The sequence below is a fragment of the Pseudorhizobium endolithicum genome, assembly GCF_902153245.2.
GTDB lineage: Bacteria > Pseudomonadota > Alphaproteobacteria > Rhizobiales > Rhizobiaceae > Neorhizobium > Neorhizobium endolithicum.
The window spans coordinates 128,353-137,591 of the sequence record NZ_CABFWF030000001.1 but is presented as its reverse complement, the minus strand read 5'-3'; the positions used below and the strand labels follow the sequence as shown (position 1 = coordinate 137,591).

Genomic DNA, 9,239 nt, shown 5'->3' with positions numbered 1-9,239 from the left:
CGGGGCCGCATCGAAGCGTGTATCTCGCTGGTCAACGTGGAAACGGAGTGTAGCGCAGTCTGGTAGCGCATCTGGTTTGGGACCAGAGGGTCGGGAGTTCGAATCTCTCCACTCCGACCACGCGCCGGATGAGGCCAGCAGCAGTCCGGCCCATTCAGGGAGCGTCGTCGGGAATGTCCGCCAAGATCTATCGTCCTGCCAAAACCGCCATGCAGTCCGGAAAGGCCAAGACCCATCTCTGGGTCCTGGAGTTCGACCAGGAGGCGCCGCGGCGCATCGATCCCATTCTGGGATACACGTCGTCTTCCGACATGCGCCAGCAGGTACGCTTGACCTTCGAGAGCCAGGAGCAGGCGGAAGCCTATGCGAAGCGCGAGGGGATCGCGTACCGCGTCATCCCGCCTAAGGAAGTGGCGCGCCAGATCGTCTCCTACACGGACAATTTCCGTTACAACCGCATCCAGCCCTGGACGCACTGAAACATCGCCATCCGCCGCATCCGGCCCCTTAGCTCAACTGGATAGAGCAACTGCCTTCTAAGCAGTAGGTCGCAGGTTCGAGTCCTGCAGGGGTCGCCAAAACCATACCTAACCTGTTGTTTCTGTTGAAGGTGCGACCGCTCGGGGACGAGGGTGCGACTTACATTCTGTTCGACAGACGTTCCGATGCGCCTCTTGCGAGGCGTTTTTTGTCGGCTTCCTTCGTGTAGACCTCGGCCATGGAAAGCCGTGACCATCCGAACATCGCCATGAGTTCATGAGCCGTCGCGCCTTCGTCGGCTGCAATCGTGGCGCCGGCTTTCCGGAGGCCGTGGGCGCGGCACTCGTCAGGCAGCCGAGCTGCCGTGCATTGCTTCGCGAACCAGTTCCCGAATGACGCGGCCGAACTGAAGGGTTTGCCTTTTTCCGTGGTCAGGAAGGCCAGATCGCCTGTCGGTGTCGCGTCGATTGATTCCTGCAGGTGCTTGAAAACGGGCAGATAGACCCACTGGCCAGTCTTCTGCGTGCGCAGGGAGATGACGCCGTCCTTCATGTGCTGGCGACCGACAACGACGGCATCAGAGCGCCTGAGGCCAAGAAAGAGCAGGATGTCGATCGCGAGCCGCGGCTTCGTGCCGAGCTTGTGAAAACTGCGATACTGCTCCACCTGGTCGACCGTCCACGTATGAAAGCCATCCGATTTCACGCCGACTTTCGAAACCCCGTGGCATGGGTTGATCTCGATGTGCTCCGCCTCGACCGCCCACTTGAACAGGTGGCTCATCGTCTTCAGAAAGTTATTCGCGGCGTTCGGCGTGGCTGCGCGCTTATCCATGCCCTTCTTGATCGTCGCCTTCGTGACGGCGGCGAACGGGCCGTCCGCGTTTCTCGGATCAGCGATCACCTGCTTCAGGATGTTGTCGCGCGCCCGACGGGTCGAGGGCGCCAGCTGGGCAAAGGCAGCGCTCCGCTTGTATTGATCTATGAGCAATTTCAGCGAACCGCTTCTCGCCTTTTCCTTTTTTATGATCGTGTCGTGGCCGGATAGGGCTTTCTCGTAAGCCTCGTTGAAGGCGTCACTGCCGTAAGGCTCCGGAAGCCGGATGCGCTTTCCATTGCGCTTGAAATACCAAACGAACTTGCCGTGGCGGGTCTTTTCGCGAGAGAGGTAAGGTTTGCGCGGCATGTCGCTCATCAGAGGTCAAAGTCCTCATACTTCTGAGTCGGCTTCGCTCCGCTGTCAATTGGCGGCAAGTCCGGCGAGACGCCGATCCTGCGCCCGTTGATCTCGATCCAGACGGTGACGTTCTTCGCCTTGGCAACATCCGCCATGCGCTTCAGGTCCGCAGCTCTCACCAGGGCAGGACTGGTCATCTGCTTATCCTCAGCCATGTTTTGAAGTCGCTACGCAACGCCTTCCAGCGTTCGGCTGCTTGCGGATCGGTGTTGAGCTCGGCGAGCGACTGGACGGCCAGGATGGAGCGGACGCGAGTCTTGATGCGTTCGCCGTTCGATGCGTCCTGCAACTCGTGGCGCTCCTCCAGGTAGCGGGCAAAGGCGCGATCGTTCTTGCACTTCATCGAAACTTCGGCCGCGAAGTCCTTCGGATCGGGCTTCGGCTCCGGTGGCGGCCTGGTCGCTTCCAGGTACGCGCGGACAGCTTCGTCGCGGAGCATCAGCAGTGCCCGGACGTAGAGCGGCGCCTTGCGCATGAGCTGGCGATCGTCCGTCGTGATAGCCTTTTCAAGGGTGGCGATCGGGTAGATCTCGCCGGTCATCGGATCGCGGCCACAGATCTGCGAGCGTCCGTTCGTGACGCTGTAGCTTGCTGCCCAGTCTTCGCTGGCGAGCTCGATCACGCCTCGGATTTCCGGAAGCAGGGCCTTTGCTTCGGAAAGGTTCATATCAGCCTCCCTGCAGCCCACTTGGCGCAGTCGGAACAGGTGTGGCGCCACTCGGCGCCCTGGCGCTCGATCTTCCAGCCTTCAGCCTTGATCTCCTCGACGAGGATCTTGAAATCCTCTTCGGCATACGTGCGACGGTAGGTGAGGGGGCAGGCATCGCAGGTGACCTGCAACTGGCCTTCGTGGCGGATGACGGTCATCGGCTTGGCAATTCCCCGTCCATGGCTTCGGCTACTGCCTCGTTGATGACCTCCGCAAACTCCTCAGCCATTGCCTCGGCCTCGTCGCGATCTTCAGCGCAATCCACGATCGCGAGCAGAGTGACAGTGCCAAGCGCTGACATGACGGAATCGTGCTTGCAGCCGTGGAGGACGGCGCCGAGTGCCTTCACGAGATCGAGGACGGCTTGCTCTTCGCTCATGATGTGCCGTCCGGTTTCGGTGCGGGGTGTGTCGGAGCAGCGTCAAGCATTGCCCTCCAAACGTCCCCTGGTGTTGTCGTTTCAACTACAACCGTTTCTTCGTCGCGAGCGTAGATATTTCCCGTCCTGAGAAGGTAGTGCATCGCAGCTTCCTGCATCTCCTTTGACGCAACTCTCGGTACGATCAGCCAATCTTCCGGCGGCTGCAAATTCGACACGGGAGGTTGGTTTTGGTCGGTGGTCATGCTGCCTCGCTTTCGGCCGTGAGCCGCTGTTCTGCGATTGCGAAAAATCCGGGGTCTTTCTCAATGCCGATGAATCGGCGACCTGTCCTCGACGCGGCTACGCACGTAGAGCCGCTGCCCATCGCGTTATCGAGGACGATATCACCGGGGTTGGTGTAGGTTTTGATGAGGTATTCAAGCAGACCGACTGGCTTTTGCGTCGGGTGTACAACAGGACCCTCGCTCTCTGCCGTCTTGTGGTAGATGATGTCAGTCGGGTGACGCCCACCCTCACTCGCCACAAGAACCGGGGCGAAATCACCGTAGGAGCCTGTTAACTGATCCTTCCGAACGCCCTTGCTGTAGGGCTTTCCTTCGGATTTCTGCGGGTTGTAGGTCGGCTGCGACCGGTAGAATACACAGATGTCCTCGTGCTTTCGAAGCGGTTGCCTGCTGACGTTCAGGAAGTTCGTCGGCTTCGACTTTTCCCATACCAGTTTGTATCTGAAGGCGCTGACGTTGGACGCGATGACTTGAGCCGTGAACACACCCTGGCTGAACAAAATTACGGCTCCAGTGCAGACACGGTCGTATTCCGCCCACAGGCGCTGGAGATCTAGAACGCTGTCCCATTTATTCTGCGTCGTGCCGTAAGGCAGGTCTGCCAAGACGAGCGACACAGACTTGTCAGCCAGGGTCGGCAGGATGTCGAAGCAATCACCAAGGGCGAGAGTCATTCCGCACTCCCACTCAAATTCGATACGGATGGGTGGGTGTATAGGACTGGCGGCGATACGCAGTCGCCGGCGGAAATACCTTCATCGTCAATGCAGCCGTCGCAGAGCCACTTCCCGCTTTTCGTCACATAGATGTCGGTGCGGTCGTGCCCGCACATTTCTGGATTGTCGTCGTAGCACCGTTCGCAGACGTACATAATTTTAGGGTACGCCACGGGCTGTCCCGCTTGTGCGAGGGCGGCGGAAAGGGCGGCGGTGTTGTCCATCATGAACTTGCACGCGGTGGCAACCGGCCCATAGCCGCGGAACGCCTCGCTCCCGAGAGCATCCTTCAGTTCCCACGAATAGCCGCGATCTGTCGGTGGGATGGCAGCAAGTAGCCGCCGAAATTCATCCGTCACCATTGCCTTGTCTGTGGTCATTGCTTCCGAGCCTCCAGAATAATTTTCGTTGCTGCTTCGGTGTTGCCGGTGACGGCGTAGAGCTGGAGCGCGATCCGGAGCGGATCAATTCCCTGTGCAAGCCACCATTCCCGCTCGTTCGAGGCATGCTGGTCGCGATGCTCGTCCGGCGTGAGCGGGATCGTCCATGCATCATCGGGCTTCTGTGCCTTGCCGGTGTGCTTCTTCCGGTACATCGGGTCTCCGTACCGAATATGGCAGGCCTCGCAGCCGTAGACGCCCGACAGGACGCTCGGGAGGGTCCGGATGAACGCGAGGTGACGGTCGTCGGTGATCCGCTTCTGCGCCTTGTCTGACGGGTCGCTTGAGAATGCCGTTGCCGGGCGGCGGATTGCGAAAGCCATCACTTCACCTCCTCAGCCGCGAAAGTCGGGTGCTGGCTCGACATGTGCCGCAGCAGGTTTTCGAAGGTGCGATTGCAGCACGGGCAGACGCCGGCCGCCGCTCGCCGCTTCAAACGGGTGATGACGCCCTTACGAGCGGATGCTGATCGCTCCGCGGCATCTGCTCTTTGACGGGCGCGGGCGATGCTGTCGTCGCGCTCCGCGATCTGCTGCTTCAGGCGGTCGCGCTCGCGGCGCACACGGTCCAGCTCGCTTTCCGTGAAGTGTTGCGCATCCCCATTTGGGCAGTAGAACGTTGCCTTGTCGTTGAGTCGGGCGGCTTTCCACGTCTTTGACACATCGAAACGGATCCCGCAGCGGCAGCAGATGATTGTTTCCATCATTGCCGTGCCTTCCCGATATTCTTCGCCAGCTTTGCCAGTCCCATAAGTTGTGCGGCTATTTCCGTGAGCGACCGGCCGTGCCCGGGAACCGGATCCGCGGTCGGCTTGGACAGACGAGGGTCGTCATATCCGACGAGCTGGATTCCATGCCTCTGGCAGAACGCTATGCGGTCGGCACGGCGGGAGAAGAGGGCGAGGTGGGTCTCGATGTAGGCCTCTGGCTTGCGAGGCTTCTGGCGCTCGTGCTGGCGGACAGTGGTCATGCTGCCGCTCCTTCGTACTTCACGCCGCAGAACGGGCAGCAGGTTGCGAACATGCCGACGGCCTTGGCCTTGCCTCGTCCGGTTTCGATCTGCTCGGTGACGATCATCAGGCGCTCGGGCTCGCCCGGCTTGCGTCCGAAGACGAGGGGAAGCGTCAGACGGGTGTTGCGCTCGGCCAGCTTTTCGTTGACGGTTTCGATGCAGGTGCAGGTCATGCTGCTTTCCCTTTCGGCTCGGTCCATTCGACGCCATGCTGAGCACCGAAGGCGAAGATGATTTCGATGAGAGCCGTCATCTCGTCCTTCGAAAGATCGGATGACGACGTGCTGAGATTGACGAAGCCTGTCCCGTCGGAGTTGGGGACGATGCGAAGCTGCTCGCCAGTCTCCCGGCGCAGCGCATCAAGCATGACTAGCTTCCAGTCGTCGGGAGCCATTCGCTGGCCGTGCCAGACCAGTTGGACCGACAGATCGGTCAACATCGCCCACATCCGGTCATTCTGGGGCAGGGTCCGCTTTGGCCCTTTGAACTCGACGCGAGTGTCGAAGGGCGCTCGCCTGATCCAGTCGATAGCTTTCTGGCGGAAGGAATCGTTCGCCAGAACAAGAAGCGCCCGTCCCATGATCAGCCCCCGTTCAGCGGCGACAGCAGGGCGAGCCGGCGCGTCTTGATCGCGAATGCCGTTTCGATCATGTCGGCATGCCCTTCGGTCTCAAGCGTGGCCGGAGCGTCGAAGTCGTTCCAGATCTCCTCGACGGACGCCTCATCCTTGGCACCGGCCAGAGCCGTTTCGATTTCCTCGAGATACCCGCCAAGGTCGAAGTCGCTTTCTGCCGGCTGCCCGTCCCGCGCCGGTTCGGCGTCGATCGTCGTCGAGGATGGCGGGGCTGGCGGCTTCGGAGGCTTGGGCGGGGTCGGCTTGTTTTCGGTCTCCGCCGGCGGCGTGATGTCGCGCATGCCTTCAGCTTCTGCGATCTCGCGAGCCTCGAACTCATCGCGGATACCGCCCAGCACATCGCCGAACAGTTCGCGGAGGCAATATCCGGCCGCGCGCCAGGCAAGCATCCGCTTCGGGAAGCGGTACCAAGGCGCGTCGTTCGGAACGTTGTCCCGCCAGACTTTCTGCCCGTTCTCCCACACCTGCTTTTTAACTGTTGCCCGATCATCCCAGAGGCGCGCGCGGGTTGCGTCATCTTGGCTAAATTCGACACGCTTCTCTTCGCCGGTGTCGCTGCGCTTGGCCTCGCAGTAGCCGATCAGCTTGCCGTTCACCTCATCGCAGCCGGTGCGCAGATATGCCACCTTGCCGGACATGCGAACGACGTTGATTAAACCGTCGCCGTACAGCGCCGGCTTGCCGTTGATCACGGTGAAGCTCCGAAGACTGACCATCGGCTTTAAGCCAAGCTCCGCACCGGACATGATGGCGACTGCAACGGCGGCCGCGGCGTCGTCGCCGGTGAGTTTGCCGATGAGGGCGGACGGTGCGAGCCCAGAGGCGACCACGGCGCGCGAAACACGCATGGTTTCCTCGAAGGTCTGCGGCACGATTGCCATGACTTGTCCGCCGGCGGAGAGTGTCGCTGGGACGTGTGCGTTCATGGTCATGCTGCCCTCTGTTCGGAGCGGATGCCCATGCCGGGTAATTCGACGCCGGAACGGGCCGCACGGTGAGCGAGCGTCTCGACGATCTCCTTAATCTCGGCGCGGTCCTTGAGCGCCATCAGCAGAGCGTCGTAGTCTGTGATCTGGGCATAGACGAAGGTACGGAGTGCCACCCTGGCGCCAGTCCGGCCGGCGCTGGCGTTGCGCGCCTGGGCATCCCGTTCAGCCTGTGCGGCTTCATCCTGCAGCCGCTTTGCTTCGACAGCCGCAGCCTCATTCTCCTGTTGGGCGGCGGCGCTCGCCGCATCTTCGGCCTCCCGACGTTTCCGGTCGGCTTCTTCCTGGGCCTTGCGCTGACGCTCCATTTCGAGCCGCTGCTGCTCACGGAGGTAGTCGTCGAGGTGTCGCTTGAGGCGTTTGGAAAGCGAGTCCGGCTCTTCCTTGAGATCGCGCCATTTGTCATCGACGGCGCGGCCGGCCTCGAGGTGCGGGGCCTTCTCAACCTTATGCAGGTCGGAGGCCCGTTTCGAAATGCTGGCGATACGCTTCGACAGGACGCCGATCTTGTTGGCCTGATCCTGCGTTTCGACCTTTGTCCTGAGAAGTTCCGCAGCAAGCTCCTGCTCGCCGGCGAACTCCAGCTTCAATGCTTCGAACGGATCGTCGGGCAGGTTGTCGCCCATACCCCGAACTGCTTCCGGCTCGTCATCCCAACCGTCACCCTCGATCGCCTTGGTGTAGGCTTCATAGGTGATCGGGTTCCGGCAGCACCAGGTCCAGATATCGGCGGCGCGAACGGTACGATCGCCGCGCATGGCGTGCCACTCGCCGTTCTCGAACCAAATCGCAACCGGCTCCCACGGCTTTTCCTTGAAGCGCGTGCGGTAGTAACCCTGCTGAGGGTCGCTGTCGTGGATCGGTCCGAAGTTTCCGGCAAGAGCGTCCTGCCACCATTTCCATGCGTTATCGTTGGACATGAACAATCTCCTGGTTCACCCGTGCAAGCCTCTTGCTCTCCGGGATGGCGAAAAGGATGAATGAGGTGATGAAGGCCATGATCGAGAGGACCGCGCCGAGCATCATCAGCGCCGTGTCCGCGTTTCGCTTGGCGATGATCCGGCGAAGCTTGGCCTCGTCTTCCTTGCGGCGGGCTTCGATGCGGCAGTGGCCGGGAGGGCAGGAGCAGCCGCCGAAGACCTGGGTGGCGCAATCAGTCCTGCTCATGCCACCAGCCCCATAACCTGATGGTCGCGGCGCTCGTCGTGCAGACGATCGGGATCGCGATGGACCGGTGCCGAAGCTTCCAGATCATCTTTCCAGAGCGCCCAAGCACGACTGTTGCGGACGTAAGCCGGGAACCGATCTTCGTCGCCGAGCTCGACACCTTCCCGCTCGTCCATGACGTAGAGGTAATGCCGAGCGACTTCCTCGGTGATGTCCTCAGGAGCAGACCACGTTTCGACGTTGAGCCGACGGATCGTGACGGTGTCGTCGTCGGTCAGTTCGTCCAGGAGGTCGCAGACCGTCAGAGGGCGGCCCATCGCCGGCGTTTCGGCAATGACGGAACGCGGGCCCCAGATCGGGCTGTTCCATTTCGACAGGCAAAGAACGGTCTCGTTCGCCTCGATGATGTGCTTCCGGGTGGCGGTGGTGTCGGCTGCGGTCTGCATTGCTGCTCCCCATCGGTTGATGAGGTAACTATGCGATAATCGCACAAACAAAGCAACAACAAAAAAGTGCTAAAAGCGCACAATTGTTTTTTCGCCGCGCATTAGCGAATCGGTCTGGACTCTCTCCTTCCGTTCTGGCTTTGTAGAACAAAAGGAGAACATGATGGGTCTAGCATTGATGAAAGGACAGCCGCCCGTGAGGCTTCACATCCGGTGCGCGAATTGCCTGCGGGAGTCGTCAAGGGAGCTGGAAGTGCCGGCGGGTGTGGATCTTCCAAGTGATGCGCATGAACTGGGCGAGGGCGGTTATCTCGACAACGTGCCGTTCCATTGCGGCCACTGTGACAGCTCCATCGGAAAGCTGTTCGCGATCAGCGGAGGAAACTCAGATGGCTATTGAAAGAGAGGTTTTGGAATTCATCATCGTGCCGCCATTCGAGCAGCGCGAAGCCGTGGCGACCGCGAAAGACCGGTTGGCGGATTATCTGGAGCGGAGATTCCCAGGCTATCGGTTCAAGATAGGTCCGTTCGCTCCGGTAGGAGACGAGGAAACCTTCTGCATCCTGCCAGTCATGAACTTCCTTGGTGACGACGGGAAGAGCTACATGTGTGATGAGCCGAAACGGTGGTTTGTTCAGGAGATCGCGGATGCATGCCAGGCGTTTGATCTGCATGGCGTTCGAAGCTGCGCGGCTTAGCAAGCTCATGACTCCACAACAAATAGGATTCCTGCTTCTATGTCCCAGGG

19 protein-coding genes and 2 tRNA genes are annotated in these 9,239 nt (G+C 60.6%); 5 read left to right on the top strand and 16 right to left on the bottom strand.

Annotation, left to right across the window (positions count from 1 at the left end):
* Positions 1–43 precede the first annotated feature (43 nt).
* The 3 genes from RTCK_RS00865 (at position 44) to RTCK_RS00855 (ending at position 578) form a co-directional block, all read left to right on the top strand.
* A tRNA-Pro gene (locus tag RTCK_RS00865) sits at positions 44–120 on the top strand.
* Between the two features lie 53 nt (positions 121–173).
* Entirely contained in the window at positions 174–479 is a 306-nt protein-coding gene (locus RTCK_RS00860; protein WP_142520380.1) for an ETC complex I subunit, read from the top strand.
* Positions 480–501: 22 nt separating this feature from the next.
* Positions 502–578: transfer RNA gene (locus RTCK_RS00855), tRNA-Arg, on the top strand.
* A 61-nt stretch (positions 579–639) separates the two neighbouring features.
* Here the strand turns inward: RTCK_RS00855 and RTCK_RS00850 are convergent.
* The 16 genes from RTCK_RS00850 to RTCK_RS00775 all read right to left on the bottom strand — a co-directional run bounded on the left by RTCK_RS00850 (position 640) and on the right by RTCK_RS00775 (position 8,491).
* Positions 640–1,674: a site-specific integrase gene (locus tag RTCK_RS00850; RefSeq protein WP_235988447.1), complete on the bottom strand. Its 1,035-nt coding sequence runs from the start codon at positions 1,672–1,674 to the stop codon at positions 640–642.
* Positions 1,674–1,853 (bottom strand): hypothetical protein, encoded by a 180-nt coding sequence (locus tag RTCK_RS00845; RefSeq protein WP_142520381.1) that lies wholly within the window; start codon positions 1,851–1,853, stop codon positions 1,674–1,676. Before RTCK_RS00845 ends, RTCK_RS00850 begins: the two co-directional genes overlap by 1 nt.
* Complete coding sequence (locus tag RTCK_RS00840) at positions 1,850–2,383, bottom strand: hypothetical protein (RefSeq protein WP_142590887.1); 534 nt, start codon at positions 2,381–2,383, stop codon at positions 1,850–1,852. Before RTCK_RS00840 ends, RTCK_RS00845 begins: the two co-directional genes overlap by 4 nt.
* The gene (locus tag RTCK_RS00835) at positions 2,380–2,583 is read right to left on the bottom strand and encodes a hypothetical protein (protein WP_142590885.1); all 204 of its coding nucleotides are present in this window, start codon (positions 2,581–2,583) and stop codon (positions 2,380–2,382) included. Before RTCK_RS00835 ends, RTCK_RS00840 begins: the two co-directional genes overlap by 4 nt.
* On the bottom strand, positions 2,580–2,804 hold the full coding sequence (locus tag RTCK_RS00830) for a hypothetical protein (protein ID WP_142590883.1): 225 nt from the start codon (positions 2,802–2,804) through the stop codon (positions 2,580–2,582). Before RTCK_RS00830 ends, RTCK_RS00835 begins: the two co-directional genes overlap by 4 nt.
* Positions 2,805–3,045: 241 nt before the next feature.
* A complete protein-coding gene (locus RTCK_RS00825) occupies positions 3,046–3,765 on the bottom strand; it encodes a DNA-methyltransferase (RefSeq protein WP_142590881.1) in 720 nt (239 codons plus the stop codon).
* Positions 3,762–4,187, bottom strand: coding sequence for a hypothetical protein (locus RTCK_RS00820; RefSeq protein WP_142590879.1), 426 nt, complete (start codon positions 4,185–4,187; stop codon positions 3,762–3,764). The genes RTCK_RS00825 and RTCK_RS00820 overlap by 4 nt, the downstream gene beginning before the upstream one ends.
* Positions 4,184–4,570: a DUF968 domain-containing protein gene (locus RTCK_RS00815; RefSeq protein WP_142590877.1), complete on the bottom strand. Its 387-nt coding sequence runs from the start codon at positions 4,568–4,570 to the stop codon at positions 4,184–4,186. Before RTCK_RS00815 ends, RTCK_RS00820 begins: the two co-directional genes overlap by 4 nt.
* The gene (locus tag RTCK_RS00810; protein WP_142590875.1) at positions 4,570–4,953 is read right to left on the bottom strand and encodes a hypothetical protein; all 384 of its coding nucleotides are present in this window, start codon (positions 4,951–4,953) and stop codon (positions 4,570–4,572) included. Before RTCK_RS00810 ends, RTCK_RS00815 begins: the two co-directional genes overlap by 1 nt.
* The gene (locus RTCK_RS00805; protein WP_142590873.1) at positions 4,950–5,216 is read right to left on the bottom strand and encodes a hypothetical protein; all 267 of its coding nucleotides are present in this window, start codon (positions 5,214–5,216) and stop codon (positions 4,950–4,952) included. Before RTCK_RS00805 ends, RTCK_RS00810 begins: the two co-directional genes overlap by 4 nt.
* The gene (locus RTCK_RS00800; RefSeq protein WP_142590871.1) at positions 5,213–5,431 is read right to left on the bottom strand and encodes a hypothetical protein; all 219 of its coding nucleotides are present in this window, start codon (positions 5,429–5,431) and stop codon (positions 5,213–5,215) included. Before RTCK_RS00800 ends, RTCK_RS00805 begins: the two co-directional genes overlap by 4 nt.
* A complete protein-coding gene (locus tag RTCK_RS00795; protein ID WP_142590869.1) occupies positions 5,428–5,838 on the bottom strand; it encodes a recombination protein NinB in 411 nt (136 codons plus the stop codon). Before RTCK_RS00795 ends, RTCK_RS00800 begins: the two co-directional genes overlap by 4 nt.
* A 2-nt stretch (positions 5,839–5,840) precedes the next feature.
* Positions 5,841–6,824: a recombinase RecT gene (locus RTCK_RS00790; protein ID WP_235988437.1), complete on the bottom strand. Its 984-nt coding sequence runs from the start codon at positions 6,822–6,824 to the stop codon at positions 5,841–5,843.
* Positions 6,821–7,798 (bottom strand): hypothetical protein, encoded by a 978-nt coding sequence (locus RTCK_RS00785; protein WP_142590867.1) that lies wholly within the window; start codon positions 7,796–7,798, stop codon positions 6,821–6,823. The genes RTCK_RS00790 and RTCK_RS00785 overlap by 4 nt, the downstream gene beginning before the upstream one ends.
* Positions 7,785–8,045, bottom strand: a complete 261-nt coding sequence (locus RTCK_RS00780; protein WP_142590864.1) for a hypothetical protein — start codon at positions 8,043–8,045, stop codon at positions 7,785–7,787. Before RTCK_RS00780 ends, RTCK_RS00785 begins: the two co-directional genes overlap by 14 nt.
* Complete coding sequence (locus RTCK_RS00775; protein WP_142590862.1) at positions 8,042–8,491, bottom strand: hypothetical protein; 450 nt, start codon at positions 8,489–8,491, stop codon at positions 8,042–8,044. The genes RTCK_RS00780 and RTCK_RS00775 overlap by 4 nt, the downstream gene beginning before the upstream one ends.
* A gap of 163 nt (positions 8,492–8,654) precedes the next feature.
* Here RTCK_RS00775 and RTCK_RS00770 point away from each other — a divergent pair, with 163 nt between their 5' ends.
* On the top strand, positions 8,655–8,891 hold the full coding sequence (locus RTCK_RS00770) for a hypothetical protein (RefSeq protein WP_142590860.1): 237 nt from the start codon (positions 8,655–8,657) through the stop codon (positions 8,889–8,891).
* The gene (locus tag RTCK_RS00765; protein WP_185927864.1) at positions 8,881–9,189 is read left to right on the top strand and encodes a hypothetical protein; all 309 of its coding nucleotides are present in this window, start codon (positions 8,881–8,883) and stop codon (positions 9,187–9,189) included. The genes RTCK_RS00770 and RTCK_RS00765 overlap by 11 nt, the downstream gene beginning before the upstream one ends.
* Positions 9,190–9,239 lie beyond the last annotated feature (50 nt).

Excerpts from the sequence above, each read along its gene's own strand:
- RTCK_RS00795 (WP_142590869.1), bottom strand. The coding sequence starts at position 5,838 with ATGGGACGGGCGCTTCTTGTTCTGGCGAACGATTCCTTCCGCCAGAAA.
- RTCK_RS00845 (WP_142520381.1), bottom strand. The coding sequence starts at position 1,853 with ATGACCAGTCCTGCCCTGGTGAGAGCTGCGGACCTGAAGCGCATGGCG.
- RTCK_RS00815 (WP_142590877.1), bottom strand. The coding sequence starts at position 4,570 with ATGGCTTTCGCAATCCGCCGCCCGGCAACGGCATTCTCAAGCGACCCG.
- RTCK_RS00850 (WP_235988447.1), bottom strand. The coding sequence starts at position 1,674 with ATGAGCGACATGCCGCGCAAACCTTACCTCTCTCGCGAAAAGACCCGC.
- RTCK_RS00805 (WP_142590873.1), bottom strand. The coding sequence starts at position 5,216 with ATGACCACTGTCCGCCAGCACGAGCGCCAGAAGCCTCGCAAGCCAGAG.
- RTCK_RS00830 (WP_142590883.1), bottom strand. The coding sequence starts at position 2,804 with ATGAGCGAAGAGCAAGCCGTCCTCGATCTCGTGAAGGCACTCGGCGCC.
- RTCK_RS00800 (WP_142590871.1), bottom strand. The coding sequence starts at position 5,431 with ATGACCTGCACCTGCATCGAAACCGTCAACGAAAAGCTGGCCGAGCGC.
- RTCK_RS00860 (WP_142520380.1), top strand. The coding sequence starts at position 174 with ATGTCCGCCAAGATCTATCGTCCTGCCAAAACCGCCATGCAGTCCGGA.
- RTCK_RS00775 (WP_142590862.1), bottom strand. The coding sequence starts at position 8,491 with ATGCAGACCGCAGCCGACACCACCGCCACCCGGAAGCACATCATCGAG.
- RTCK_RS00780 (WP_142590864.1), bottom strand. The coding sequence starts at position 8,045 with ATGAGCAGGACTGATTGCGCCACCCAGGTCTTCGGCGGCTGCTCCTGC.
- RTCK_RS00835 (WP_142590885.1), bottom strand. The coding sequence starts at position 2,583 with ATGACCGTCATCCGCCACGAAGGCCAGTTGCAGGTCACCTGCGATGCC.
- RTCK_RS00825 (WP_142590881.1), bottom strand. The coding sequence starts at position 3,765 with ATGACTCTCGCCCTTGGTGATTGCTTCGACATCCTGCCGACCCTGGCT.
- RTCK_RS00840 (WP_142590887.1), bottom strand. The coding sequence starts at position 2,383 with ATGAACCTTTCCGAAGCAAAGGCCCTGCTTCCGGAAATCCGAGGCGTG.
- RTCK_RS00790 (WP_235988437.1), bottom strand. The coding sequence starts at position 6,824 with ATGACCATGAACGCACACGTCCCAGCGACACTCTCCGCCGGCGGACAA.
- RTCK_RS00770 (WP_142590860.1), top strand. The coding sequence starts at position 8,655 with ATGGGTCTAGCATTGATGAAAGGACAGCCGCCCGTGAGGCTTCACATC.
- RTCK_RS00765 (WP_185927864.1), top strand. The coding sequence starts at position 8,881 with ATGGCTATTGAAAGAGAGGTTTTGGAATTCATCATCGTGCCGCCATTC.
- RTCK_RS00820 (WP_142590879.1), bottom strand. The coding sequence starts at position 4,187 with ATGACCACAGACAAGGCAATGGTGACGGATGAATTTCGGCGGCTACTT.
- RTCK_RS00810 (WP_142590875.1), bottom strand. The coding sequence starts at position 4,953 with ATGATGGAAACAATCATCTGCTGCCGCTGCGGGATCCGTTTCGATGTG.
- RTCK_RS00785 (WP_142590867.1), bottom strand. The coding sequence starts at position 7,798 with ATGTCCAACGATAACGCATGGAAATGGTGGCAGGACGCTCTTGCCGGA.